The sequence below is a fragment of the Pantoea sp. RSPAM1 genome, assembly GCF_038816185.1.
In the GTDB taxonomy this organism is placed as follows: domain Bacteria; phylum Pseudomonadota; class Gammaproteobacteria; order Enterobacterales; family Enterobacteriaceae; genus Pantoea; species Pantoea ananatis.
In genome coordinates, this window is sequence record NZ_CP046137.1 from 2,376,118 (window position 1) to 2,400,947 (window position 24,830).

The window sequence follows — 24,830 nt, forward strand, 5'->3', positions numbered from 1 at the left end:
ACAGCGGCAGGCAGGCCTGGCATTTATTTTTTTAATAAACGTGGCAGTTGATTATCAAGCTCAAGAACACAGGCATCCATCATCTTTTGCGTTTCCTGGGTCACTTTTGCGTAATTGTTGGCCTTCCAGTCACTGAGCGGTGCTGTCGCCGGTTTCGGTGCACACTCTGATACCACATAGGCGCTGAGAATATTGCCGCCTTCCGGACGTTTATAGAACAGCACGCGGTAAGTTAAATCGTAGTTGCTGTTATTGGCCGACATATCGCTATAAACCAGTGACCATTGCGCCGCGGCAATGAACAGCGGCTGTGTATAAGCATATCCGTTGCCATTTTTATCGAGCCAGCTTTTTATTTTCACTACGGCTTTAGGGGTAAAATAGTGCGCCGTAGGTTCGGGCAGCGCATCAACAGAGGTGCCTTTATAACTGTTTTTGTCAAAAGAGCCGGTGCTGATTCCCCCACCTAACACTGCCGTTAGCACAGACATGCCCACACCCGCACCGGTACTCACCGGTGTGACTTCGCGCAGTTTTACGTCTGAGTAATGATTGTTATTCATCTCCACTGGCGCATAAATCGTCTTAACAGTCAGCGTGCTGCCGTTATCGGCCTTAACGACCTCAGCATTATTTTTACCTGCGCATCCCACCAGAAAGACTAATGACAACGTACCCGTTATTAATAACTTGCTCATATTTATCGCATTCCCTTTACGTAATAAGCCCTTGTTTCCGATCGTCTCTTTAGGGATTTACAACCGGATTCCAGCTTCTATAACGGGTAAAAGGGAAAAAGCTTTAGGATTTTTTCATTAATTTTTGATGAATACTCATGGCTTAGTGTCGGTCAAGCATGATGGTGCGCGGGAACGTTCAGGCAGCTGACGGGCACCCGTGGTTCAGCAGCGCCCACGGATGCCCTCACAGAAGAGGCCTGAATATCACCCTTTCCTTCACTGAATGGCGGTTTACCACGTCACCGGCTTGCCAAAGCGATCCAGATACTCCAGCCCCGGTCGGCCCCGCTTGTGCTCGATGACGTTCACGATATCAGGCAGGGTTTCCTCAAGACTAAAGGCCCCCTCTTCACCGCCCAGAGCCGTGCGGATCCAGCCCGGCGCCAGCAGCAATAAAGCCCGGTCCGGATGAGACAGCGCCTGACGCGCCGCATAGCTTCGCATATATTGATTCAGCGCAGCTTTAGAGCCGCGATACACTTCTCTTCCGCCTTTCACATTATCCCCCACGCTACCTTGACCGGATGACATGACGCCAATCAGTCCGTTGGCTCTGACCCGATCCTGACAGGTTTCAACAACCCGCATTGGCGAAAGCGCATTCGTTACCATGACGTGAATAAAATCTTCGGTACTGACCTCTCCAATCGTCTCACTCGGGTTGGGGTTCGTCGTTCCGGCATTCACAAAAAGCGCGTCATAGCAACGATGCTGCAACCGCGATTTAAGCTGAGCGATTTGATCGGCATCGTTGATGTCCAGTTGTTCAATGGTAAGTGCATGCGGATAACGTGCAGACAAATCCTGCATAGCCTCGGGATGGCTGTTACGCACCGTTGCCGTCACTTCCCAGCCGCGGCTGAGCAGCTCACTGGTCATGGCCAACCCGATACCTCGTGAGGCACCTATTAATAACATTTTGGGCTTGTCGGCCTGAGATGAATAGAGCGTCATAGGCGTTACTCCTGCTGGTTGTGGAAATAACGACTTTAATGTGCAAAGAACAGTTGAGCCAGACGCACAGGATGCAATAATAGATTGCGTCTGATGCAAGGGTCCGACTTTATGCCTGATATTGACCTGAATTTACTCACTGCGCTGGATGCGTTGCTGACAGAGTGCAGCGTGACACGCGCAGCGAAACGGTTGGGGCTCAGTAGCTCAGCCATGAGCCGCACGTTAGGCCGTTTACGCCTGGCGACCGGCGATCCGCTGCTGGTTCAGGCCGGGCATAATATGGTGCCAACGCCCTATGCCACTGAACTGGCCACGCGCGTCCATGAAACAACTATGGACGCGTTCGCCCTGCTGCGCCCCGCAGATAAACGGCTTGATCTTTCTACAACAGCCCGCAGCATCGTTATACGGGCGAATGAAGGCTTCATTGATTTAACCGCCGCCGCGCTGCTTAGCGAGGTTCGCCATACCGCGCCCAGGCTACGACTCATTTTCGTCAATAAATCAGATAAAGCGCCGCAGGCGTTGCGTGAAGGCAAGATTGATCTTGAAATTGGCGTGCTGGGTACGGATGCGCCGGAACTCAAGACCAGGCTGCTATTCAGCGACCACTTTGTGGGCATCTGCCGACGCGATCATCCGCTGCTGGATAACCCAGGCGTGATGGCAGAGCGCTATGCCAGCTTTTCGCATATCGTCATGTCCAGAAATAATGCCCGCTCTGGGCCTGTTGACGCCGCGCTTGATGCGCTTCAACTGCGCCGGGACATTCTGATGTCCGTTCCGACCTACAGCAGCGCCATCAATATTGTTTGCCAGACAGACCTCATTGGGCTGGTACCGTCATCCGCGCTGGTCGGGCCCAATCGGCGCACCGATCTGGTGCATTTCGACCTGCCAGTACCTACACCGGTGATAAAGGTTCTGGCTATCTGGCATCCAAGACTGCACGCGGATCCGGTGCACCGCTGGCTTCGTGATACTCTTGTCGCCGTGTGCCGCCGGGAACAAGGTAAACATCAGATGAACAGCGCGGTGTGATACCGGGCCGACACAGATACTCGCGATCTTGCAAGCCGGTATCAGACTTTTTTCCTGCCCGGGCTGACGCTCATTGCGCCCCATTCGCCTGGGGATTGAAAATTCGTTATCATCAGCGCCTGTTCACGCCCTTGGCCCACTGATGTCTACGATTGTTGATACGTTTATTGCCCCGCCGTGCCCTGAGGAGATACGCATTCTCTATCAGGACGACTATCTGGTGCTGATCGACAAGCCCAGTGGGCTGTTGAGCCTGTCAGGCAAAAATCCTCAAAACCTGGACTCGGTACACTATCGCCTGGTGACGATCTTCCCCGGCTGCACACTGGTGCACCGGCTGGATTTTGGCACCTCCGGGTTAATGGTTGTGGCGCGTAACAAAACCATTAACGCGGCGCTCAGCCAGCAATTTAGCGCGCGGACGGTGGCTAAGCACTACAGCGCCCTGCTGTGCGGGCATTTACCGGATGACGAAGGCATCATCGATGCGCCCATCGCGAAAGACCCAGCCCGGTTTCCACGAATGTCTGTTTGCGACGAATGGGGCAAGCCTGCCCGTTCCCGTTATCGGGTTGTTGAGCGTTTCAGCTCTAATCGGGTTGACGCCAGTGTGATTCCCCTGACGCGCGTGACGCTGATACCAGAAACCGGCCGCACTCATCAGTTGCGTATCCACTGCCAGCTGCTGGGCCATCCGATTTTAGGCTGTGACCTCTACGGGGGGCTTTTGCTGCCGGGCACGGAACAGACGCCAAGGTTAATGCTTCATGCCAGTGAACTGCAGTTTATTCATCCCGTTACCGCTGAGCCCTTTCACATCGTCAGCCCCAGCCCGTTTTAACGCAACGCCTTTACATCGGCGCCTGGAACAAGGCTGACAGGGTTGTGACGGGCCGATCCAGCCCGCAAACGGCGCTTCTTGCCTCGGCTCACGGCACCGGTTTACTTCAGATTCAGGTTGTTCAGAAAGTCGGTAATAGCCGCAGCGATCGCCAGGCCGTGCGTTTCCAGCGCAAAGTGTCCGGTATCATAGAAGCGAATCTCCGCATCGCGCAGATCCCGTTTCCACGCTTCGGCACCCGCCGGCAGGAAGAAGGGATCGTTTTTTCCCCACACCGCCAGTAAAGGGGGCTGAAACTCACGGAAGTAGTTCTGAAACACCGGATACAGCGCCACGTTTGATGCGTAATCCAGCAGCAAGTCGAGTTGAATCTCCGCGTTACCCGGGCGAAGAATGTGCAAACCCTCAAGCGTGTAACCATCGGGTGAGACGAGACTTTTATCGGGCACGCCCTCAAGATATTGCCATTTGATCGAAGCTGGCGTTGGGAAGTCTCGCAGCGCGTCACGGTTTTCCTGGCTGGGCTCCTGCCAGTAACGCTGGATCGGTTTCCAGCCCTCACCCAGCCCTTCCTCATAGGCGTTACCGTTTTGAGAAATAATGGCCGTAATTCGTTCCGGATGACTGACGGCAAGCCGCCAGCCGACGGGTGCGCCATAATCATGAACCATCAGCGCATAGCGCTCCAGCTTAAGCTGTTGCGTTAACTGTTCAATAGTGATTGCCAGCTGGCTGAAGGCGTAAACGTATTCGCCTCGTGCCGGAGATTCCGTGAAGCCAAACGCAGGCAGGTCGGGTGCAATCACGTGGTAGTGCCCGGCAAGATGCGGGATCAGGTCTCTGAACATAAATGAGGATCCTGCGAAGCCATGCAACAGCAGTATTGTCGGCTTGTTGGGATCGCCCGCTTCGCGGTAAAACACATTGACGTCGCCAACCTGCGCGAAGCGGTATTTTACGCCATCCAGTTGTTGTGCATCGTTAACGTCTTGCGTACGCAAACTGTCTGTCGTCGTAATGGATTTTGAAGCCGTCATGATGTTTCCTTATGATGTAACCGTTAAAGTTATTATTTGAAGGTTACGATCTGTTTTGCTAACCTGTCAAATATGTTTTTAACAGTTACAGGTAGCTATGAATCCCGATCTCAACACCCACGACTTCCTTTTCCTGGCGGATAACCTCGCACTGGACTTTATCAATAGTGAATACGGCGTGGACGAGCAGCGACATGACTGTTTCAGCGACGACCGACGCGTGATGCTCTGGCTGGAGATGGCAGGGATCTTGCCTGATGGCGCGCCTTTGCAGGCACCTGATGGGCTGTTACATGAAGCGCGGGCGCTGCGCGACAGTGCACGTGCACTAGTCGATGCTGCGAAGAATGGCTTATCTGCGGACCTGACTGTTCTTAACAGGCTCTATAAGGACGGGCGCCCGACGAAGCGACTGGCGTGGGATGATGACGCGCAGCGATACCAGATCGCGATTAGCCACGAGGAGATAAGCACAGCCATCCTGCTTTGGCCGGTGGTCAACGCACTGGTCGAGCTTGTTGTCAGTGACAGCTTTACGTACGTGCGCCAGTGTGAAGCACATGACTGTATCCTGCTTTTCCATGACCTCAGTAAATCGCACCGCCGCCGCTGGTGCAGCATGGCGACCTGTGGCAATCGCATGAAAGTCGCGGCGTTTCGATCCCGAAAGCGATCGTATCAGGTTTGATTATGTATTCCGGCTTGCCTGAGGGTGCCCGATGTTATCAACGCTCAATACCAATAAATGAGCGGTCAACCTGGCGCAGGATAATGCGCCCTGCCGCCACCGTCCGAGCTGCAAACGGCGCGAGCCCTGCGGCGAGAGTGCGCAGCACTTTGCAGCAAGGCTCATCGGTTATCCCGCCTGATTGCAATCATTACCACATCAGATCATCGGGTACTTTGAAATCGGCATAGGGATCGTCTTCATCCTGGGCTTCCTGACTCAGCGCACTGTTTAAGACAATACTGCTGGCGTCGCGTTGGGCAATTTTATCAGCAACGCTCGCGGGAATAATGGCGTAATGGCTCTCTTCGCTATTGTCCACCTGCAAGCGTGCGATCGCCAGACGGCCATTGATAAGTTGTGCCTGGGTGGGCTTATCCACCATGATTTTTTTAATCAGGTTGTTATCTGTGAAGTTAAAACCGATATCACCTCTGGAAATGTCGATTTTGTTCATGTCAATCAGCTGCTTAACCTGCGCTTTGTATTCTTTTAAAAGCACAGCCTGCCGTTGTTGTTCATTGAGCTGCTTGTCACGCTCTTGCTGGGCTTTTTTGTTCTCTTCTACAGCTTCGCGCGCCTCGCGGGCCTGAACACGCGACTTTTTGGCCGTTCTCTGGACCTTGTCCATTTTCTTACTGGTCACTAATCCTGCTTTTAACAGCTGCTCTTGTAAGGTGAGTTTTGCCATCTTGTTCTCTGAATCTGATGAGGAATGGGCGGGATTATACCTGAGGCGATAGCAGATTGCAGACGCTGATGTGGTGCGCACTTAAGATTCGAGCGCACGTTGTATGCGCGAAGTCGTGAGGTTCCCACCGTTGGGTCCGGTATCCCTCAGGCGCGCATCCCGGGTTAGCGTCCTGCAGCTGCTGACTGAGAGGGAGCCGGTGGTTCGCTAACGCAATCGGCTATGCGGAACAGAGACGACGTTGAGGGCGGTCTGTAAGCTCATCAAGACGCGCACTGGTATATATCAAACCTGTTAGTCACAGACGGGAAGGCGCGAAGACAGACAAAAAGAAGGCATAAACGCCGCCAGCGCCCTGTCAGGCGAGCACTGGCAGACAGGTCTGATGATGTCAGACCTTGAGCATTTTTACCGTGGCATCAATGTCTATCTCATCTTCAGTGAAGATTAAGGTTGCGCCCTGAAAGGTGGTAATGGCCAGTTTTTTCAACGTACGCATCTCATCGGCCCGGGCTGCGGATTTAGGTTTGATATTGTTCATCAATATGCCCACAGACAGCACCGTATTTTCTTTATCGATACGGCTGCTGGCAGGCACTTCCTCGCTGAAGACCACATAAGACTTGATGGCTGTAAGCTTGATTCGCTCACCCGCGATAAAAATGTATTTGCTTTCTGGCAGGACTTTCACCGCAAAGGCCGACAGCCCTTTATTGTTAGTGGTGGGTTCAAACGTCACCGCCGCATCTTTCTTAATCAGATCAGGGTTGGCGACCTTAATCACGTGAAAATACCGGTTATCACCGTTTTCATCTTTGATAAAGCCAAAGCCTTTATCCTGAAACCAGGTTGTGATTGTTCCATTCATCGCCATTACCGCCTACCTAATCGTTTATCTACTCAATTTTTTCAGCGCGCAGTGTAAAACACAATGCGGGTGCAAACTACGTCTTTGGGCTAAGTGTGGCCGATAAATTTCGGCTCTGCACCTAAGCGTTACAAGCAGAGAGGACGGGAAGACCATGAGGGCGTGGCTGGCGGCAGATGAATAATGCCGCCCTCCGCGGTGAATTGAGCAAAAACCGCTCCGTTACCGGGTCAATAAGAAATTATCTGTTCGGTCACAGCGATATACTTCTTTAAAACAAACTAAAGAGGTTAATCGCATGATTTATCAGCCAAAATTTATCAGCTTCGACTGCTACGGAACGCTCATAAACTTTGAAATGGGGCCGACCGCTAAGGGGCTTTTTGCCGACCGGATCGCAGAACAGCGAATGCCTGCGTTTCTGGACAGCTTCCGTTTCTACCGGCTTGATGAAGTGCTGGGTGACTGGAAGCCGTTTTTTCAGGTCGTTGAAAACGCTATTCAGCGGGCCTGTAAAGCGCATGATGTGGCGTACCGCGATTCTGATGCACTCACGCTCTATCACGCAGTGCCGACCTGGCAGCCACATCCTCACGTTGTGGAAACGCTGGAATTGATCTCTCAACATATTCCGTTAGTGATTTTGTCGAATTCGATGGTGGATCTTATTCCCCACAGCGTCGCCCATCTTAAAGCGCCTTTTCATGCGGTGTACACCGCTGAAGCGGCTCAGGCTTATAAGCCGCGTGCACAGATTTTCGAATACATGTTTGATCAGTTGGGCTGCGGACCCGAGCAGATGATGCACTGCTCCTCCAGCTTCCGTTATGACCTGATGACGGCATCCGACCTTGGCTTTATGGCCAAAGCGTTTATCGATCGTGGGCATGAACCCGCCTTAGAAGGTTATGGCGTTGATCGGCTCACCGACTTCCGCCAGCTTGCCGGCCTGCTTGGTCTTTAATGCGTCTCTGGGTGCGGAGAAACGAGGAAAGATGATGCCTGATGAACAGAGGCCAAAGGCGGTCGCACTCAGCACAGCTGCGCCAGCGCTTTCGCTACCGGCTATCCAGTCTTTAGTGTCTGAAAAATATGGCATTGAGGGCACCGTCCTGCCGCTGGCCAGTGAGCGCGATCAGAACTGTTGCATCGAGCAGGCCGACGGCACGCGCTACGTGTTAAAGATCAGTAATCCCTCTGAAGCGCTGTCCATCGTGGATTTTCAGATTGCCGCGCTTAATCACATCGCCGAGGCTGCGCCAGGGCTGTGCACGCCGCGCGTCGTGCGGACGCTAGAGGGCTCCCTGCGTGACAACGTCACTCTCGCCGGAGGAGAAACAACGACCGTCAGAATGCTGACCTATTTAGACGGTATACAGGTTAAGGATACGGAGAGAACATCAGCACAGCGTTGCGCAATGGGCACCTGTCTGGCCCGGCTTGACCTGGCTTTGCAGGCATTCAGCCATCCCGCTGCCAGCCACGATCTTCTCTGGAACGTTTCAGCCGCGCATCGTCTGATGGATAAGCTGGAAGACCTCGTCGATCCCGCCCGTCGCAGGCTGGCTGAAAAATTTATGACGCGTTTTAGCACCCATATCCTGCCGCGCCTTCCGGCGCTGAGGGCGCAGGTTATCCATAACGACTTCCATCTCTACAACGTGATGGTTGCACCAGAGGCGCAGGATCGTATTACGGGCATTATCGATTTTGGCGACATGCTTTATGCCCCCCTGGTCGGTGAAGTCGCAACCGCGGCGGCCTTTCAGATGACAGGCAGCGTCGATCCTTTTGCCGGCGCCGCTCAGTTTGTCGGCGCCTACCACCAGACGCTCCCGCTTACCGATCTGGAGCAGGCGCTCGTGACCGATCTGATGGCGACCCGTCATCTGATTACCGTTCTGATTACCGAGTGGCGCGCGGTGCGTTATCCACACAATCGTGCCTATATCATGCGGCACAACCCAGCCGCGTGGGAGGCGCTGTCTTTAATGGCGGATCTGTCTCGCGATACGGCACGTGACCGGCTGCTGGCTGAACTCTGAAACCGGAGAATTGTATGAAAAGCACCACAGATCTCAATATGGTAAACGCCTATATCCCCGGCCAGGTCGACGTGGGGCCGGTCACCGCCGCGATGATCCAACGGCGCGATGCGCTGCTCGGCCCGGCCTATCGCCTGATGTACGAGCATCCCTTACATATCGTGCGCGGTGAAGGCGTGTGGCTCATCGATCCTGAGGGCCGTCGCTATCTGGATATTTATAATAATGTCACCTCGCTTGGGCACTGCCATCCTGCCGTCACCGAGGCCATCTGTCAGCAGGTTCAGACGCTGGCAACAAATACCCGCTACCTGCACGACACTATTCTGGAACTGGCCGAACGCCTGCTGGCCACTGTGCCGGAAACCGCGCTTGCGCATCTGATGTTGACCTGCACAGGCAGTGAGGCCAATGACCTGGCTTACCGTATTGCCAAAGTTCGTACCGGTGGCACCGGCATTATTGTGACCGAGACGGCCTATCACGGCATCACGGACGCGGTTTCTCAGTTCTCGCCCTCTTTAGGCACGTCGGTGGATCTTGGCGCCCATGTGCGCCTGATACCTGCCCCACGGCTTTATCATGCTGAGGGCGCCGATCTTAGCGCGCGCTTCACGCGTGACGTTGAAAACGCTATCGCCGACCTGCAGCGTCACGGCATCAAACCCGCCGCGCTAATCGTCGATTCCTTGTTCACCAGCGATGGCATCTTGCCTGGCCCGGAGGGCTTCATGCAAGGTGCAGTTGAAGCCATCAAGCGGGCCGGTGGCGTGTTTATTGCCGATGAAGTTCAGCCCGGCTTTGGGCGCACAGGCGAGACAATGTGGGGCTTCCAGCGCCACGGCGTTATTCCGGACATGGTGACGCTGGGCAAGCCGATGGGCAACGGTCAGCCGATTGCCGGTCTGCTGGCCACGGCTGACGTGCTGGCGGAGTTTGGTCAACGCTCACGGTATTTCAATACTTTTGCGGGCAATACCGTTTCCTGCGCAGCCGCACTGGCCGTTCTGAAAACCATTGAAAGGGACGGCCTGGTTGCCCATGCGCGCGATGTAGGCAAACAGCTGCTTGATGGCATAACCGCGCTGGGTAAAAAACATGAGGCGATCGGTGATGTTCGCGGTGCCGGCCTCTTCGTTGGCGTGGAACTGGTTTCCGATCGCCTGTCCCGCACCCCGGATCGCTGGCTGACCAGTCAGGTGGTGAACAGAATGCGTCAAAAAGGCGTGCTGCTCAGCGCCTGCGCAATGGGCCACAACGTGCTGAAAATTCGCCCACCGCTGGTCTTGACGGCAGATCAGGCGGGAATGATAATCGATGTCCTCGATCAGTCGCTGACAGAAGCGACGGCCGCCAGGGCTTCCCAGTCTGTTCTGAGGTAATCACCTGACCATGACGCACACCAAACCCCTCGATCGGACCGATATCAGAATACTTGAGCATCTTCAGCGCGAGGGGCGGTGTTCGATAGTGGAACTGGCTGAGGCGATCAGCCTCAGCCCCAGTCCCTGCCTGGCGCGCACCCGACGCCTGGAGCAGAGCGGAATTATTTCGGGTTACGCCGCCAGGGTTACGCTGAGCAAACTGGGTAATAACCTGGTCGTGTTTTCCGAAATCACCCTGAGCAGTCATTACCCGTCCGATTTTATCAAATTTGAATCCGGCGCCTGTAAGTACCGAGAGATAGTAGAGTGCTACAACATCAGCGGAGGCTATGACTATCTGTTGAAAATCATCGCCCCGAATCTTCACAGGTTTCAGGACCTGATGGATCGTTTGCTGGACGATGAGATCGGTATTGCCAAATTCGCCAGCCGGGTCGTTCTTCGGCAACCCTGGCAGTGGCGCGAAGAGCCACTGAGCGAGATTGCAACCGGACAGGCAAGCTGGTCGTAGGGCCTGGTGCAGGCAGACGGCACATCATGTTAACCCCGGCTTTTCGACCACAGCTGAGGGTGACTTTGGGGATGAGCCTGATGCAGCGGTGTTATCCGCAATAAACCAGGCCGAACGTTCAACCTTTGAGCGGTGAAAATGATTATGCGATATCAGATGGCTGTCTTGTTGTTTGCAGGAACTTCCGCTGCGCTGGCGGCGCCCCCCGTTGCCAGTGTCTGGCAGATCTATCAGGCTGAACTCGCTCGCCAGTGCCCGGCTAAACATCTTGAATGGCTCGCACCGGCTGACATTCGTGATGCGCTTGATGACTATAAATCCCGTCTGAGTACCGGTTTACAAAGTGCGATGACGACCGCCGAACGTCACAGCTGCCGCGATGTGTCGGCAGGTGTGACATGTGACAATGTCGGTGACCTGGATATTGCCTGGAAAAACGATTTAATGCCCGCTGTGGCAGCCTCTTTTTGTCGCCGTTTTACGATGTGCAGAAAACAGTCGGACTGCGACAACCTTGCTGCACCTTAGCGCTCGCCTCCCCGGCACCGCCACTCAACGCGGGGCGCACTGAGGTCAGGCAAAGATGACGACGTGAGATAATCCAACCGGCTCAGACAAAACGCCATTCAAAGCCGTTTGCCGTTTTATTGATATGACCGGCGGAACGTCGGGCAAAGTGGGAGCTGAACCATAGCGCCTGATTTTCGACAGCCCATTCCAACGCCCAGCGGCGTTGAACTTCAGCCTGCTCTGCATTGGCACAAAAGCGTGAGGCCAGATGAGGCTGCCTGACCTGTAGCTCGTTATGCATCAGGTCACCGCTGAATAAGGCATATTCCCCCGCACTGTGCAGGATAATCGACGCATGATCGTGGCTGTGCCCCGGCGTCGGGACAACGCGTAACACTTCAGCGAAATGCGGCGTTTGACTCACATCGAACGTCTCAAGTAACCCGGCATCGATCACCGGGTTAACGCTGTCTTCTAAAACCGTCTTTCTTGCCGGATCGTTTTGCCAGCTTTTCAGGCCAATAGAGGAACAGTGATAGCGCGCATTTTTGAAAAATGGCGTCCACTTGCCTTCAACCTGATGCGTATTCCAGCCAACATGGTCGCCATGCAGATGAGTGAGCAAAACGACGTCCACCTCATCGGGATCAATGCCTGTCTCGCGAAAACGTTGTTCATAAGGCGTATCCAGTTGGTGGGAAAGCGTAGAGCCGGGACGCTCACGTCCATTACCACTCGCGGTATCAATGACAATGACATTATCCGGCGTCCGGACAATCCAGCTATGCACCGAAAGCACGATATTTTCAGGAGAAAGGCCGTCCAGCTTCTGGTCTGGATACAACATGCTCACAGATAATGACGCCTCAAGTTCAGAAACCTTGAAGACGTCACAGTCACCCACGCGATAGATCGATTTCTGTTTCACAATAGCCCCTAAGACAGGATGAAATGATGCTTTTGATGCGTGTGATTGAATCGTATCATCTAAGAGGTTATCCCTGCAAAAATCTCACCGCCCCGCCCTCTGTGCTACTCAGCCACCAGCCGGGCTATGTTTTCGCCCAAATCTAAAAGAAAGGTTTCCCGCGATGGATGTGAATCGGTCACCTGCGGGGGCAAGGTATTCATGAAGGTAAAATGCCCGGCCTCTTCCATTACACAGAGATAAGTCTGGGTGTAACCTTCCAATGCCTGTTTAAGAAAGCAGGCCTGGGACGGGGCGTCAGGCTGTCCTTTTCACCTGCCCAGATGTGAACAGGTACGTTTACCGCTGCCAGCGCAGACGGAACCCGGAAAAAATCGGCGGGCGGTGCCAGTAAAATAAGTCGATGCAACATCCGGTCGCCTGCGAAAACAACCGATTCCCCTGCGCTTGTCATCGCGATAGCCCCGGCATTCAGCAATAAAATCACGCTACCCAGGGAGTGGCCGACACCGGTAACCGACGCATAATCGCTACAAAATTCATTCTGAGCCCGCGTAAGCCGCTGGCAGCGTTCCAGTAATTCAGCGCTGTCGGGCACGGGTGAGGTCAACCGTTCGAAGTGTGGTGCGACAACGGAAACGCCATGGCGGGCAAAGGTCTGGAGAAGTGCAAGATGGCGCAGCGGACTGCCGCCCAGCCCCGCAGCAAAAAGGATACAGCGCGTCGCTCCCTTAACCTGCAATAGGGTGACGTCAAACGCCTCTTCCCCATGTTTGATCCGAGACGTTTCTATGAGATCACTTTTGTCCATCAAAACCCATCCCGCCTGACCGATTTTCAAAAAATATTAACAGGCTCTCGCCACCTTTACGCATTGAAGGCCGTTCTGCTACACAGCAAACCCCGGCTTCGTCAATTATGGCTGGTCAGGACATTGTGATGAAACGTCATTGAGCCCCTCTGCATCCTGAGTAAATGATTTGAAGTGCTGGCGATCGTCAATTTTTACCACATAAATTGAATCAAAATCCGTTGACGGCCAGTCAGGTACCAACCCCGCATCGCCACCCGTTTTTTCGACAAGCGTCCGGGCAGCAATGACCAGATTTTTATGCTCCCAGGCGATCAGGGTCAGCGGAACGCGTTTCTCATTGAGAAGGTCAGAGACCAGTTTACGGGGTTTATCCGCGTGAAAACGCAGTATTACAGGTTTGGAAACCTGCACCGCCAGAGGGATCAGCGTGGAGAGTGGCCGCAGCGAACTCCCTGTTTTATCCTCTTTCGGCGCAGAGGCGTAAAGCGCATCCGGGTTTCCATAGCGGCTCAGCAATACTGCAGGAAGTTTCAAGGCCCGATTAAGACCTTTGCAGGTCAGTTGACCACTTGCGTTGTCGGGTTTTTCGCCATGACGAAAAAAAACATAGGTACTGTCGGCCTCAGCACTCAAGGGGACAAGGACCGTACACGCAAACATCAATGCCAACAATTTCTTCATCATAAGGTCCTGTAAGTCATACATTCGCCGGCAAGGGCCTGATTTCAGAGCAGTTTCCTGACAACAGATAAACGATTGATGAACGAATGAATCCGCTCACTGGCTGCACAAGTGCGCCAGACACAGGCACAATAGCGCTTATGCCCCGTCCGGCGCATCTGTATTCTGTGCGCTGTCACCCAAGCGAGCCGGGTTGCGACCTGGCCTCCTGGCCGTTCATCTCCGAATCGGTCAGCGTCGCTCTGACATGCGGCAAACTCTGCGGATAATGTTGCTGAATAAACTCAATCATTTTCTCACGTACGTAACAGCGTAAATCCCAGGCCGTGGGGGAGTTCTGTGCGGTCATTAACAACCTGATGGTCATGGTTTTTTCGCTGGTATCGGTGACCTGGAGCACCTGAGTCTGCTGATCCCAAAGCCGCGTTTCACTGAGTACTTTTTCAAAATGCTGACGGAGAGGTTCCAGCGGCATGGAATAATCCACGTAAAGAAAAACCGAGCCGAGTATTTGCGCGTTATTCCGCGTCCAGTTCTGAAAGGCATTTTCGGTAAAGTAGGTAATGGGCAGAACCAGTCGGCGCAGGTCCCAGATACGCACGACAACGTAGGTCAGATTGATCTCCTCAATCCAGCCCCACTCTTTTTCCACGACCACGGCATCGTCAATTTTTATCGGTTGCGTGAAGGCAATCTGGATTCCGGCAAACAGATTCACCAGCGACTTCTGCAGGGCAAAGCCAATGATGATTCCGGCTACGCCAGCACCCGCCAGAATCGTCGTGCCAAATTTACGCACACCCGGAAAGCTCAGCAGAATCATGGACAGACAGAATAACACCAGGATGACGATGGCGACTTTTTTGACATACATTAATTGTGTACGAATCTTACGGGCGCGAAGGTTATTCGACAGATTAATGTCATAACGGATGAAGAGCATATCCTGCGCCACATTCGTCAACCGAATTAATACCGAGCAGACGGACAGGATGATAAAAATATTGGCGGTGGTGGTGATAAAATTCAGGGATTTGGGGGGGATATTGATATAATTCACCCCAATATTGATGAGCAGTAGGGGAATAAAAAGAAACAGGGATCCACGTAGATGCTTTTCAAGCGATTTGAACAGTTTTCTGTCGCGTTTTTGCCAGTAGCGAATAAACACAAACAGAACAAATCGGGACAGAAAGCCCACAATTAACGAAAAGATAACCAGTAAAACCGCAGGCACCCAGGTTGGCACCCCCGAGAACTCATCAAAGATAAACGACATCATTTTCCCTTCTCAAGCAATCGACAGCCATCGGCTGTATGAAAGGTCACTATAATCAGTAACCGCTGTTTTCTCGGTTATCTGCGAACGACGTGATTACGTATAGTAGTCTATGAAAAATTTGACCCACTGCCTCTTTAATCGGATAAAAACCGCGTAAGGCAGCCATTTTTAGCGGCGTTGTGTTCATAACCCACTGATAATATTTATTTACTTTCAGACAAGTGAGATATCGCCATCGGTTTCACTCAACCGACATGCTCTGCTGATAGCGGGGAAAATACGCGAAAGCGCAGCAAGGCCTGGCAGGCCGGGCTTCGATGAAAAATATTGCCAATCGAGACAGGCACTCCTGCCGCACAACCGCCACGTCAAACACAAGAGACGCAGATAAAAAGGCGATGTATTGGGCACTTGAACGGATGGCTCAGGAAGTGCGCGCCCCTCAGCCGGGCAGCGAGCTTATCGTGCAGCAGTTGGCTTTTATGCTGGTCATACAGGCCCTGCGATTGCACACCGATGACAGCACAACTCCCCGCACTGGCTGGCTCTTTGCTCTCCGCGATAAAAAGCTGCGCGCGGCGATAGCCTGTATGCACGATGCCCCCGGACAGGGCTGGACAGTGGAAACGCTCGCCACGCAAGTGGGAATGTCACGTTCGGCGTTCGCACAACACTTTAGCCAAACCGTCGGTATGGCGCCTGCTGCCTGTCTCACCCAGTGGCGAATGATGTTGGCCTGCGACCGCTTACAACAGACTGATGACTCTGTACTGCATATTGCCACCTCGCTGGTATAGGCGTCAGAAAGTGCATTCAGAAAAGCCTTTAAGCGCGTCATCGGCTGTAGACCTGGAAAATTCCCCGCAGAGTAAATCATTCAAGCCTGCCCTGGCCGACGGCGACAGACGGGAATGTGGGCCATGATGCGAGACGAACGCCGCAGTTATTCGGTCGGGCAGACAGAGGCTTCAAGTTTGCCCCGCCGATCCCACCGGCAGGCAAGCAGCCACAACAGCGCCGTCACAATCCAGCCGATGATCCACGAGATGTCGTTGCCGGCAAAGATCCAGGTCAGCGAACCATGATAAAGCGGGTTATCGATAAACGGCAGTTGCACCAGCACGCCCAGAAAGTAGACCGAAATACCGGCCCCGTTCCAGCGCCCGTAGCGCCCGTCTGGCTGCGACAGCGCCGGGATATCTACTTTGCCATGGGTGATGAGATAAAAATCAGTCAGGCTTATCGCGCTCCAGGGCACAAAGAAAGCCAGCAGAAACAGCAGGAAGTGCGTAAAGGATTTCAGGAAAGCCGGTTCACTGAGCAGGGCAATCACGCAGGCCAGCGTCACCATTGCGGTGACAAACACAACGCGCCCCGCTCGACTGAGCGAGGTTTGCTGGCGAAAACCCGACACAATGGTCGTCAGAGACATAAAACTGCCATAGGCATTTAACGTGGTGAAGGTAATTTTGCCAAAGCAGATGGCGAAATAAATCACCATCGCCATGTTAGCGCTGCTACCCAGACTCACAATATAACCAACCTCATTGCCTGAAAATGCCTTACCGGCGATCGCGGCAACGATCACGCCCAGAGTCATTGATGCCTGGGTGCCGGTCATGCTGCCAAAGAACACCGAGCAGAACAGCGTCCTTGCGGAAACATCGGCGGGAAGATAGCGCGAATAGTCAGAGACATAGGGGCAAAACGCAATTTGCCAGGAGGAAGACAGCGAGACCGCCAGCAGAAAGTTAGCCAGCGTAAAATGGCGATTCTGCCAGACCGCCGATAAGTCGTGGGTGGAGAGCAGCGTGATGAACAAACAGGCAAAGGTCAGGACGCCGATCACGCTCGCCAGTTTCCCCAGTTGATGAATCACACGATAGCCCAGCACCGCAATCACCACAATAAGGGCGCTAAACACCACCATTCCGGTCGCGTTGCTGACGTGAATAAGCTTCGCCAGCGCCTGGCCCGCCAGCACCGTACCACTGGCAGAAAAGCCGACGTACATTATACAAACCAGCACCAGGGGAATGACGGCACCGAAAACACCAAACTGCATGCGGCTGGTGATCATCTGCGGTAACCCCAGGCGCGGGCCCTGAATGGCATGTAATGACATGATGCCCGCCCCGACGATTTGGCCGACCAGCAGCCCAACCAGCGACCACACCACATCGCCGCCCAGAACCACAGCCAGCGCGCCCGTGACAATGGCGGTGATTTGCAGATTACCGCCAAACCAAAGGGTAAACTGGCTGAAAGGCTGCCCGTGACGTTCGCGCGGCGGGATGTAATCAATCGAACGGGTTTCTGACAGGCGCGGTTTCTCTGCGCCTGAATAATCTGCTGCAGGTGATTCAGTTGGCATAGTTTCCTCACTGGAACACAGCATACGCGGTGCGTTGAGAGCTATTGTTGAACGGATGGATGCGTAAAGGTTAGTACATGTATATACATGTAACGATACTGTCACGCGAGTTGAGAAGTTACAAGATGACGCCTCATTGGAAAATGTGATGATGCTGGCAAGCCTGACAGGTAAACACGCATCGCTTGCAAGCATGTCGGGCGTGAAAACGGACAATCGCGCTGGCTCCTGCCTTCAACCCGTCAGATTGACGTATTGAAGGCAAAGCCGGGTACAACAGAAACGCGCCACATGCCTTACCAGGTGTTTAATCCACAACAGCTAACACCGGAAAATTGCGATATGAATCTCCGTCTGGCTCCGTTCACAAACTGACAGGAACCCTTATAAGAACTTAGCCTAAACATCACGTGTGCCCGTTAGCCGCCCACCCAGCACCCCGCCTCTGCGTGACTGGCGTCCGTAACAGCACGATGCTCAACGTCGCGGCCTGGCCTTGAGTTGATGATCCCTTCAATCAATGGCCTTTGGGCGATACTGTTCGTTAAGCGCCCGAGCAATTGCCTCTGTTTCCGCATCAGGTATGCCGTTATCAAGCGCCGGTCTGAAGTGCATTTGAAACGCCTGAATGGTTTTTTTAGTCTCCTCATCCAGCACACCCGTTTGTGGAATAGCATCATATCCATAGGTTTTAAGTAGCACCTGCATTTCATGAACATTCACAGGTGCGGTTGGCAGACGACCGTTGAGATATTTTTTTATTTTCTCCGCTTCCGGCCAGGCCCCGATCCCCTGAGCAGCCAGTTTTTTCCAGGGAAACAACTTACCGGGATCTTGTTTTCGCAGGGGGGCAATATCACTATGCCCGACGACGTTATCAGGGGTAATTTTATAACGCTGGATAATGCGCCTGGACAACGCGACAAGCGCCTTGATTTGTTTTTTATCGTAGGGATACCAGGTTTTATGTCCCAACATATTTTCTGAAAAACCACGATTAACAATTTCAACACCGACAGAAGAATCATTGAGATTGACACGCCCATTCCAGTGACTGACACCAGCGTGCCAGGCCCGCTTATCTTCATGAACCAGTTGATAGACGAGGGGTTTATCTGCTGTATTGTCAGGCGACTCAGGAATAAGGTAATGGGCGCTGACATTATTACCTGTAAGAAGCTTTAACGATGTCGCGTTATCAGCGGCCGTGTAATGAAAAACCAGGAAACGAATACGTTCGTTTTGGGCAAGCGAAGAATAATCATGGCTCAGCGTATAGTCTTGCCTGTTTGCTTTTGACGAAATGCTATGGCTACAACCTGTAAGTGATAGCAGTAAAAAAAGGGTGGTAAGGATGCATCTTCCATTCTTTTTAATTCCCATATCAATTAAATCCTTTTGCAACATTTACTTTATTCTGATCGCTCTTTTATTCTGACGGAGGATAGAAAATTCAATCTCGCTCCTCTGGTAAGACAGCCTGTTTTCCAAAAACCACATAATGAATTCATTATCGTTCTTTACGCCGATTTTTTTCATCACTCTCCGCTTATAATAACTGACTGTTTTCTCCTGCAGACTCATCCATTCGGCTATTTGCCTTACTGTCATCCCGGTCATAAAAAACCAGGTAACCGCCACTTCATTTTCAGTAAATGTCAGGCAACGTTTTGCATTATCCATAAAAGTCACAACTCCTCCGCTGGAGAAATAATTTCTTTATCTCTCCATAAATAACCAAAAAAAATCTTAATTAATAATCAACTTCAAATCTGAATCTGTCATTCATCATCATAACCTCATATAAAAATACCACCCTCCCTAACCTGATGGCATTCAGTGAACGACTTGCTAAGAAAATTCCGGGTTGTACCTACCGGATTATCATGCCTCCCTCAACCGGCATCATAACGTCTGAAAACGCCGCGTTTAATTGATTGAAATCCTAAGCACGAAGCCACACAGAACAGATTTTCATTCCTAGCATATCGGTTGTACCGCTTTTATTCGCCTTTCGCTGATTTCATATTCAATAAAGCGTTTAGCTCAGAACATTGAGATAACAATTTTAAGACGTTACACCACCAGAAACAGTATTATCTGCGCCTGTCTGTCACTCATCCCCGCCAGTGACAGACAGGCGCAGAATCCTCCGGCAATATCTGTCCCCTCACAGCGGCCAAAAGCCCCCTTTTCCTCGCAACGTTGTGCCAGCACTGCCTCCAACGCCATAAACCTTTCTGCACCTGCTCACTTACATGGCGGAGAGAAAGGCATATCGCCCGCACAGTGCCGGGTGCGCTCGCCAAAATATTCAAACCACTCACAACCGTTGGTTATTAATTGAATGAATCCTCGATTTGCACTAACCCTCCCTCTCCGCAAGACTAAAAGAGGGACGATTGGCGATGAACCAAAGAATAAGATCCTTATTGCTTTTCACATCTAACTTACGCATCACCGTGCGTTTATGATAACTAATTTTCAGCACATCCATGCCTGTCCGGCATGCAATCTGCTGTAATTTCATTCCGGTCATGTAATACCCTATTATGGCAATTTCGTTTCCCGTTAAAAAAAACAATTCCCCCATGTTTCCCGATAACTTTAAACACATGTTATCTCCATAGTGAATCAGAAAACCTCAAACAGCGCGCCTGCAATAAACTACAGGGTGACTTTGTTTGTTTTTAACTCATAATTATAGTCACTGACGCTGGTGATACTCAGATGCATACCCTTTGAAAGTGGATGAGAAGGTGTAGCACACAACGTCTCCTGAGGAAGAACATAAGGCTTTTTAAAAGTGATTTTCGAACCGCCTTCATCTATATTAACCAAAGGTGAGAAACGGAACACTTTAGCGCTGGGATTACTTATACAGAGATCGCCCCGGACTAACTGATATTGTACGCGCTGCCACATATCTTTTTGCTCGATATCTTTTCTGACGTTAACCACGACCGGCAGATCTTGCCCAATGAGAATTTTTACCTTTCCATCACTGACCTCATCTTTAGGTGGTAATCCTGTAAACACGACGCGGGCGATATGCTCTTTTACATCCGGCGTATTGGTACGGTAAATTACCCGAATGCTCTGGATGTCGCCCGGACCTATTACAATAGCCTGAGGTTCAGTATAGAGTGTGCCACCGGCCAGATTATCGTCGGGTAGACGCCGGATTTTGCTGTAAAGCAGCACACTTTTATCGCCATTATTCTTAATATCAATAGTCGACTCCTGCTTACCCGACTCAATCAACACCGCTGATGATGAAGGAAGGATTTCGGCACTGGCACCATGAATAAGCCCCGTAAATATGAAGACACTCATAGAAACGTTACGAAGCATGGCAGTTGAAAATAACATCTTTAATACTCTCCTGTTGATTCAGACGACGAGATGAAAGTTTACATTGCATATTTAAATGCGTAGGTGACGACATACCTTCTGATTCCAGCTTTCCGATATCTTTTTCATCGATTAAAAGAATATCTTTGTCGATGAAACGGGCAATTAATTTTCCAGAACCGTCATAAAAAAGATCACTCTGATGAATGTCAGAAGGTTTATGGCTCCATTTCAGCAGCATTGAACGGTTATCCGCTATGCCAAATTTAAAGAACGGCACCGAACCGCGAACAGCTGAAAAATCTCTGACGTTGTTTTTAATGATTACACCTGATGGCAGACCTTCCGGGCTAACGCGAATAAAATCATTTCGTCCTTCAGCAACAGGCGTAATTATGACTTTTCCATCATGATTGGTGACCGCACTACTTTGTAATGAGGCGACATTAAGATAATGATGGACGCCTGTGTCGACCACCGCCCAGGTATTGCCAATACGGTTTGGTGAGAAAATAACGCCTTCTTTACTTATGGCAACAGCACCGGATAAATATGCCGCGGTGGTCTGCGATACGCCTCCGGCATCTCGTCCCTGGGAAAGCGAGATATCCGCAGTGGTGTAAGGTGTCATGACGGCATTATCCAGCGAGTAGCTTTCTGACCGACCCGCGCCCGACGTACGCATCTGGCTGGCAGTCACGGTATAGTTTTTAGATACCGGCGCACTGAGCGAATTCGACAGGCGCGCTCTGTTACCGTACGTGTAATACTGACTTCGCCAGTTAGCGCTGTGTTTGTTGAAACTCAGTGGAACGCTCAAGAAAAGATTGAGGCTGATCTTATCTTTTTGCGTTTGTCCGGGGCTTAAAGACATGTAGGTGACGCCTACGCCCAACGAAGCTTTTCCCACTGGTAAGTTCAGACTGCCTGACAATGAATTGAAACCAGGCGCATCATAGAAACGATAATGTGTTAACGAGATACCGCCTGTCACGCCATAGGAAAATTGCTTTGTCTGCGTTAAACCAATGCTGCTTCGCTGTGCATTGTAATTCCCGAGTCGTGCCTGGCCAATGTAGCTAAAATGCCGGCTGTTACGACTAAAATTAAGGCTGGTATTTTTATAGCTGCCTGAAACATCCAAACTCAGGCCCTTCTGGTTTTTCTCATTTTGTACGCTTGTCAGGCTGGAGCGAAAGCGAAAATCTTTTTCGAAAGCCGTATTGCTGACCGTAAGCCCGCGATAGCCTGACGCAGTGACCATAGCGACCGATGGGGCAAAGATTGAATTTAGCGTTGTGGAGAAACCGGCACCGCTTACCGTTCTTCTGCTGCCGCTAACGGTACGTCCCGTAAAAGCATAATAGCCCGCGTTACCATCCTGGTCAGAGGTGATTTGCGCGCGTGAGATGATGCGCGAGTCAACGATCTGCCCGTCTCGCTTTACCAATACCCTAACGTCATCACTAAAGCCAGCGACCGGAATATTACGCAGCTCCGCATGGCCTTTCTGAATGATTTGTTTCCAGAGAAGCAAGTTATTTTGCCAGAACTCGACAGTCAGCGTTTCTGCAGCTTCATAATTAAAGTTCACAAATGCCGTCGCATTGCCGTTGGCGGAGGAGATGATGGCACCATCAATATAGCCCGTGCCAAACCCACCATCGCTAACGATTGTTCGTCCTGCGCGGACGCGAACATTTTGATAGTCTCGCTCAATATAGCCATCACGTATCGTGTTAACCGCCGTACGTGCGTTTCGGTTGCTAAAGGAACTGTAGTAACCATGTGAGCGAATAATCGTATTGTTCATATTAATTCCGGCTTCATAATCTGTATTGATACTGTTGAGGGAGGTTTCGCCTCCTGAAAAGCGATAGGCATAGGTATTGTAATTTATAAATGCCCCGATCCCGCCACTCAACCTTTGCTTCCCCTCTGGATTAATCAGATATTTTACAGGGACTAATAGCCGCAAGGTGTTATCAGCCCGATCAAATTTAGCCTGAATCTGTTTATCCAGATAAAAATATTTACTGCCATTTTTGGCTTTGTAGGGCGTCCATGCTAACGCTTTTATTCCTGCTTTCGATTTTATCTCTTCCGAATAAACCGCTGCATTTTTAACCGAAAAAAACCTTCCTGATAAAATATATTTCCCATTGATGTAAATATCAGATTCCGTTTCCCGCTCTGGCATTACATGTTGATTAAGTGCATTATCAAGCTGCTCAGAGGTGATACCATTCGCAGCCATCAAATTAGAATCAAAATGTAGCGTTTCACTCCGCACTGGTGCTATAAAAATCAAAAAGAAAATAACAGTAACAATATAATATATTTTTTGCATGTCAAAATCAGGCACCTCATAGTGAGATGCCTGCTGTCGCTCTCAAAAAAATAAATTAGAAATAACGTACGTTAATCTGTGCAGTACCCTGCCAGTCAACCTGTTGCGCATTCGTTATCATATTTCCGGCATTTAATTGCGGTTCGACGTCAAACACCCATGAAATAACTTTTCCTGAGGCTGGTGCACTGGTCGTTTCATCCCATGGTGTCCAGTCTTCCGTTTTCTTATAACTCCAATCGGCATTCAACACACGACCGAACGCAGTGCCACTATGCGAACCACTATTCTGGTAACCGAAAGAGGTCGTATTGGTCACGCCGTCTACCGTTGATGAAACAGGGCTGAGGGTAAAATTCCCCAATTTATTTCCCGTTACCGGATCCATCCCTAAACCAAAAATACGCGTACTATCTGCATGCCCACTTCTGTTATTGGTATTCACACCCACCATAGCACTGCTTTCATTGGGGTCGGTCGCCCAGAATGCCACTTTCTGCGCTGAGGGACAACTTACCTGTAATGTCACTTGTTTCGCTGCAAAGGTATTGACCGCGGTTTGATTAAGATCTTTGTGCTGAGTGATCCCCCAGTCAAGAGCCTCACCACCTACAACACTTGCTGTACAGGCGTTCGGCGCAATGATGCCATGAACATTAATGTCCGTTCCCGCCATGGCTGTATGGCAAAATAATGCACTGGTGGTAAAACTTAACGCTAATACTGTTTTATTAAAAGACACGTTATTCTTCCTTATCTCTGTATAAAAAAATCGACATAAGCCGCTCAGGCTTAATGCGGTGAGAAATATAACGTTAAACATTGAAATCACCATATGAATTAATCTCTTTTTATATATAATAATCTTTTGTTTTTTATTGTTTAAAATCAATAAGATAGAGGGTGCTTTTTAACCTAAACTTAAAGCGATGCTTTTTTTATTATTTTAAGAAAATAAAAATTCGTTTTAACTCCTGATATTTCCTTATCACTGTGTAGATCCGTCTTTTTAAAGACTGCAACAGACACCTGCCGGATAGGCCTGCCCTCTCCAGTCGCTTTCCATTTTTTTCTGTGTCGAAGCCTCGGTAAACACAACGCCATGCCGTCACATCTGATTGACGCTGTTTCATTGCCTGCTAAATACGTTTAAATTAGGCAAACGTCCAGCCTGACGCTGTCGTTAGTCACTCGGCCTGAATGAATTACTGAAGATGTTTCATTCCTGACTATTTTACTCCTTTATTTCATTCCTGGCTTACATTGACTGACCGTCATATCTTTCACTCAAATAGTCATTCCAGAAAAGGTTTCCGTTTCACTTCTACCTTCCCGTTAAATCAGTAATATGTTTGAAAAAGAAAGTGCTGTGTAAACCGTAACGTTCTCAGAACATTGGACCCCATGCCTGGGTAGCGCATTTTTGATACTTAACGTCAGGAGATCAGGAAACGAGATACATTCTGTCAGGTCGATGAGAGCGGTATTTGTTACAGCGGGATATTCATTACATGATATCTACGATGCGTTGCTAAGCCATGATGGCGCAGATTTTATCCTCGCCCAAACATTCACCGGTCGCATGATGTCTGTCTGCACGACCTGGAGATTACGCGCATCCAACTACGCCGGCCTCCGATAAGGATATCGCTGACGGCTTATGAAACGACGTAACTATTCGCATCTTTAACAGG

General features: G+C 50.9%; 25 protein-coding genes and 1 pseudogene. 9 read left to right on the forward strand and 17 right to left on the reverse strand.

The features are described from left to right. Positions 1 to 23: 23 nt before the first annotated feature. Together GKC68_RS11610 and GKC68_RS11615 are read right to left on the reverse strand one after the other, a co-directional pair. Positions 24 to 698 carry a hypothetical protein gene (locus tag GKC68_RS11610; RefSeq protein WP_089528991.1) on the reverse strand — a complete coding sequence of 225 codons (675 nt, stop codon included), beginning with the start codon at positions 696 to 698 and terminating at the stop codon, positions 24 to 26. A 273-nt stretch (positions 699 to 971) separates the two neighbouring features. Further along, positions 972 to 1,694, reverse strand: coding sequence for an SDR family NAD(P)-dependent oxidoreductase (locus tag GKC68_RS11615; protein ID WP_047715136.1), 723 nt, complete (start codon positions 1,692 to 1,694; stop codon positions 972 to 974). A 93-nt stretch (positions 1,695 to 1,787) separates the two neighbouring features. On the opposite strand from GKC68_RS11615, the gene GKC68_RS11620 reads away from it, so the two are divergent. Together GKC68_RS11620 and GKC68_RS11625 are read left to right on the forward strand one after the other, a co-directional pair. After that, positions 1,788 to 2,738, forward strand: a complete 951-nt coding sequence (locus GKC68_RS11620; RefSeq protein WP_342656889.1) for a LysR family transcriptional regulator — start codon at positions 1,788 to 1,790, stop codon at positions 2,736 to 2,738. A 142-nt stretch (positions 2,739 to 2,880) separates the two neighbouring features. Further along, entirely contained in the window at positions 2,881 to 3,579 is a 699-nt protein-coding gene (locus GKC68_RS11625; protein WP_264252652.1) for an RluA family pseudouridine synthase, read from the forward strand. A gap of 101 nt (positions 3,580 to 3,680) precedes the next feature. Here GKC68_RS11625 and GKC68_RS11630 read toward each other — a convergent pair whose 3' ends face one another. After that, complete coding sequence (locus GKC68_RS11630) at positions 3,681 to 4,616, reverse strand: alpha/beta hydrolase (protein WP_047715133.1); 936 nt, start codon at positions 4,614 to 4,616, stop codon at positions 3,681 to 3,683. Between the two features lie 97 nt (positions 4,617 to 4,713). Here GKC68_RS11630 and GKC68_RS11635 point away from each other — a divergent pair, with 97 nt between their 5' ends. Continuing rightward, entirely contained in the window at positions 4,714 to 5,304 is a 591-nt protein-coding gene (locus GKC68_RS11635; RefSeq protein WP_047715132.1) for an ABATE domain-containing protein, read from the forward strand. A 190-nt stretch (positions 5,305 to 5,494) separates the two neighbouring features. Here the strand turns inward: GKC68_RS11635 and GKC68_RS11640 are convergent, their stop codons facing one another. Together GKC68_RS11640 and GKC68_RS11645 are read right to left on the reverse strand one after the other, a co-directional pair. Beyond that, positions 5,495 to 6,034: a DUF2058 domain-containing protein gene (locus GKC68_RS11640; RefSeq protein ID WP_058705790.1), complete on the reverse strand. Its 540-nt coding sequence runs from the start codon at positions 6,032 to 6,034 to the stop codon at positions 5,495 to 5,497. A gap of 391 nt (positions 6,035 to 6,425) precedes the next feature. Then, positions 6,426 to 6,908 carry a cold shock domain-containing protein gene (locus GKC68_RS11645; RefSeq protein ID WP_089528685.1) on the reverse strand — a complete coding sequence of 161 codons (483 nt, stop codon included), beginning with the start codon at positions 6,906 to 6,908 and terminating at the stop codon, positions 6,426 to 6,428. A 292-nt stretch (positions 6,909 to 7,200) separates the two neighbouring features. Between GKC68_RS11645 and GKC68_RS11650 the strand changes: the two genes are divergently transcribed. From GKC68_RS11650 to GKC68_RS11670, 5 genes are all read left to right on the forward strand, one after another. Then, entirely contained in the window at positions 7,201 to 7,866 is a 666-nt protein-coding gene (locus tag GKC68_RS11650; protein WP_028722347.1) for a haloacid dehalogenase type II, read from the forward strand. 31 nt (positions 7,867 to 7,897) lie between these two features. Continuing rightward, a complete protein-coding gene (locus GKC68_RS11655) occupies positions 7,898 to 8,947 on the forward strand; it encodes a phosphotransferase (protein ID WP_342656159.1) in 1,050 nt (349 codons plus the stop codon). Between the two features lie 14 nt (positions 8,948 to 8,961). Continuing rightward, positions 8,962 to 10,329, forward strand: a complete 1,368-nt coding sequence (locus tag GKC68_RS11660; protein WP_047715128.1) for an aspartate aminotransferase family protein — start codon at positions 8,962 to 8,964, stop codon at positions 10,327 to 10,329. A 10-nt stretch (positions 10,330 to 10,339) separates the two neighbouring features. Then, positions 10,340 to 10,843 carry an Lrp/AsnC family transcriptional regulator gene (locus GKC68_RS11665; RefSeq protein ID WP_047715127.1) on the forward strand — a complete coding sequence of 168 codons (504 nt, stop codon included), beginning with the start codon at positions 10,340 to 10,342 and terminating at the stop codon, positions 10,841 to 10,843. A gap of 138 nt (positions 10,844 to 10,981) precedes the next feature. Then, the gene (locus tag GKC68_RS11670) at positions 10,982 to 11,371 is read left to right on the forward strand and encodes a hypothetical protein (protein WP_342656160.1); all 390 of its coding nucleotides are present in this window, start codon (positions 10,982 to 10,984) and stop codon (positions 11,369 to 11,371) included. An 82-nt stretch (positions 11,372 to 11,453) separates the two neighbouring features. On the opposite strand, the gene GKC68_RS11675 is transcribed toward GKC68_RS11670, so the two are convergent. The 4 genes and pseudogenes from GKC68_RS11675 to GKC68_RS11690 form a co-directional block, all read right to left on the reverse strand. Continuing rightward, a complete protein-coding gene (locus GKC68_RS11675) occupies positions 11,454 to 12,281 on the reverse strand; it encodes an MBL fold metallo-hydrolase (protein WP_342656161.1) in 828 nt (275 codons plus the stop codon). Between the two features lie 104 nt (positions 12,282 to 12,385). Then, positions 12,386 to 13,092, reverse strand: a pseudogene (locus tag GKC68_RS11680) (alpha/beta hydrolase). Positions 13,093 to 13,197: 105 nt separating this feature from the next. After that, positions 13,198 to 13,779: a histidine phosphatase family protein gene (locus GKC68_RS11685; protein ID WP_263794121.1), complete on the reverse strand. Its 582-nt coding sequence runs from the start codon at positions 13,777 to 13,779 to the stop codon at positions 13,198 to 13,200. A 172-nt stretch (positions 13,780 to 13,951) separates the two neighbouring features. Then, complete coding sequence (locus tag GKC68_RS11690) at positions 13,952 to 15,055, reverse strand: mechanosensitive ion channel family protein (protein ID WP_176438596.1); 1,104 nt, start codon at positions 15,053 to 15,055, stop codon at positions 13,952 to 13,954. Between the two features lie 401 nt (positions 15,056 to 15,456). Between GKC68_RS11690 and GKC68_RS11695 the strand changes: the two genes are divergently transcribed. Then, positions 15,457 to 15,855, forward strand: a complete 399-nt coding sequence (locus GKC68_RS11695; RefSeq protein ID WP_258378955.1) for an AraC family transcriptional regulator — start codon at positions 15,457 to 15,459, stop codon at positions 15,853 to 15,855. A gap of 146 nt (positions 15,856 to 16,001) precedes the next feature. On the opposite strand, the gene GKC68_RS11700 is transcribed toward GKC68_RS11695, so the two are convergent. The 8 genes from GKC68_RS11700 to GKC68_RS11735 form a co-directional block, all read right to left on the reverse strand. Next, positions 16,002 to 17,432, reverse strand: coding sequence for a cytosine permease (locus GKC68_RS11700; protein ID WP_058705797.1), 1,431 nt, complete (start codon positions 17,430 to 17,432; stop codon positions 16,002 to 16,004). 513 nt (positions 17,433 to 17,945) lie between these two features. After that, positions 17,946 to 18,839, reverse strand: coding sequence for an N-acetylmuramoyl-L-alanine amidase (locus GKC68_RS11705; protein WP_342656162.1), 894 nt, complete (start codon positions 18,837 to 18,839; stop codon positions 17,946 to 17,948). Then, complete coding sequence (locus GKC68_RS11710) at positions 18,840 to 19,115, reverse strand: LuxR C-terminal-related transcriptional regulator (protein WP_028722358.1); 276 nt, start codon at positions 19,113 to 19,115, stop codon at positions 18,840 to 18,842. Between the two features lie 393 nt (positions 19,116 to 19,508). After that, positions 19,509 to 19,664, reverse strand: a complete 156-nt coding sequence (locus GKC68_RS11715) for a hypothetical protein (RefSeq protein WP_155276893.1) — start codon at positions 19,662 to 19,664, stop codon at positions 19,509 to 19,511. Between the two features lie 133 nt (positions 19,665 to 19,797). Continuing rightward, positions 19,798 to 20,049, reverse strand: a complete 252-nt coding sequence (locus GKC68_RS11720; protein WP_342656163.1) for a LuxR C-terminal-related transcriptional regulator — start codon at positions 20,047 to 20,049, stop codon at positions 19,798 to 19,800. Between the two features lie 50 nt (positions 20,050 to 20,099). Continuing rightward, positions 20,100 to 20,804 carry a fimbria/pilus periplasmic chaperone gene (locus GKC68_RS11725; protein ID WP_110982952.1) on the reverse strand — a complete coding sequence of 235 codons (705 nt, stop codon included), beginning with the start codon at positions 20,802 to 20,804 and terminating at the stop codon, positions 20,100 to 20,102. Further along, positions 20,776 to 23,136: a fimbrial biogenesis outer membrane usher protein gene (locus tag GKC68_RS11730; RefSeq protein WP_342656164.1), complete on the reverse strand. Its 2,361-nt coding sequence runs from the start codon at positions 23,134 to 23,136 to the stop codon at positions 20,776 to 20,778. Before GKC68_RS11730 ends, GKC68_RS11725 begins: the two co-directional genes overlap by 29 nt. Before the next feature lie 55 nt (positions 23,137 to 23,191). Continuing rightward, a complete protein-coding gene (locus GKC68_RS11735) occupies positions 23,192 to 23,959 on the reverse strand; it encodes a DUF1120 domain-containing protein (RefSeq protein WP_264215350.1) in 768 nt (255 codons plus the stop codon). Positions 23,960 to 24,830 lie beyond the last annotated feature (871 nt).

What these genes read in the sequence shown, in the direction of transcription:
- GKC68_RS11610 (WP_089528991.1), bottom strand. Translation starts at nt 698, where the DNA reads ATGAGCAAGTTATTAATAACGGGTACGTTGTCATTAGTCTTTCTGGTG.
- GKC68_RS11615 (WP_047715136.1), bottom strand. Translation starts at nt 1,694, where the DNA reads ATGACGCTCTATTCATCTCAGGCCGACAAGCCCAAAATGTTATTAATA.
- GKC68_RS11620 (WP_342656889.1), top strand. Translation starts at nt 1,788, where the DNA reads ATGCAAGGGTCCGACTTTATGCCTGATATTGACCTGAATTTACTCACT.
- GKC68_RS11625 (WP_264252652.1), top strand. Translation starts at nt 2,881, where the DNA reads ATGTCTACGATTGTTGATACGTTTATTGCCCCGCCGTGCCCTGAGGAG.
- GKC68_RS11630 (WP_047715133.1), bottom strand. Translation starts at nt 4,616, where the DNA reads ATGACGGCTTCAAAATCCATTACGACGACAGACAGTTTGCGTACGCAA.
- GKC68_RS11635 (WP_047715132.1), top strand. Translation starts at nt 4,714, where the DNA reads ATGAATCCCGATCTCAACACCCACGACTTCCTTTTCCTGGCGGATAAC.
- GKC68_RS11640 (WP_058705790.1), bottom strand. Translation starts at nt 6,034, where the DNA reads ATGGCAAAACTCACCTTACAAGAGCAGCTGTTAAAAGCAGGATTAGTG.
- GKC68_RS11645 (WP_089528685.1), bottom strand. Translation starts at nt 6,908, where the DNA reads ATGGCGATGAATGGAACAATCACAACCTGGTTTCAGGATAAAGGCTTT.
- GKC68_RS11650 (WP_028722347.1), top strand. Translation starts at nt 7,201, where the DNA reads ATGATTTATCAGCCAAAATTTATCAGCTTCGACTGCTACGGAACGCTC.
- GKC68_RS11655 (WP_342656159.1), top strand. Translation starts at nt 7,898, where the DNA reads ATGATGCCTGATGAACAGAGGCCAAAGGCGGTCGCACTCAGCACAGCT.
- GKC68_RS11660 (WP_047715128.1), top strand. Translation starts at nt 8,962, where the DNA reads ATGAAAAGCACCACAGATCTCAATATGGTAAACGCCTATATCCCCGGC.
- GKC68_RS11665 (WP_047715127.1), top strand. Translation starts at nt 10,340, where the DNA reads ATGACGCACACCAAACCCCTCGATCGGACCGATATCAGAATACTTGAG.
- GKC68_RS11670 (WP_342656160.1), top strand. Translation starts at nt 10,982, where the DNA reads ATGATTATGCGATATCAGATGGCTGTCTTGTTGTTTGCAGGAACTTCC.
- GKC68_RS11685 (WP_263794121.1), bottom strand. Translation starts at nt 13,779, where the DNA reads ATGATGAAGAAATTGTTGGCATTGATGTTTGCGTGTACGGTCCTTGTC.
- GKC68_RS11690 (WP_176438596.1), bottom strand. Translation starts at nt 15,055, where the DNA reads ATGTCGTTTATCTTTGATGAGTTCTCGGGGGTGCCAACCTGGGTGCCT.
- GKC68_RS11695 (WP_258378955.1), top strand. Translation starts at nt 15,457, where the DNA reads ATGTATTGGGCACTTGAACGGATGGCTCAGGAAGTGCGCGCCCCTCAG.
- GKC68_RS11700 (WP_058705797.1), bottom strand. Translation starts at nt 17,432, where the DNA reads ATGCCAACTGAATCACCTGCAGCAGATTATTCAGGCGCAGAGAAACCG.
- GKC68_RS11705 (WP_342656162.1), bottom strand. Translation starts at nt 18,839, where the DNA reads ATGTTGCAAAAGGATTTAATTGATATGGGAATTAAAAAGAATGGAAGA.
- GKC68_RS11710 (WP_028722358.1), bottom strand. Translation starts at nt 19,115, where the DNA reads ATGGATAATGCAAAACGTTGCCTGACATTTACTGAAAATGAAGTGGCG.
- GKC68_RS11715 (WP_155276893.1), bottom strand. Translation starts at nt 19,664, where the DNA reads ATGGCGTTGGAGGCAGTGCTGGCACAACGTTGCGAGGAAAAGGGGGCT.
- GKC68_RS11720 (WP_342656163.1), bottom strand. Translation starts at nt 20,049, where the DNA reads ATGTGTTTAAAGTTATCGGGAAACATGGGGGAATTGTTTTTTTTAACG.
- GKC68_RS11725 (WP_110982952.1), bottom strand. Translation starts at nt 20,804, where the DNA reads ATGTTATTTTCAACTGCCATGCTTCGTAACGTTTCTATGAGTGTCTTC.
- GKC68_RS11730 (WP_342656164.1), bottom strand. Translation starts at nt 23,136, where the DNA reads ATGCAAAAAATATATTATATTGTTACTGTTATTTTCTTTTTGATTTTT.
- GKC68_RS11735 (WP_264215350.1), bottom strand. Translation starts at nt 23,959, where the DNA reads ATGTTTAACGTTATATTTCTCACCGCATTAAGCCTGAGCGGCTTATGT.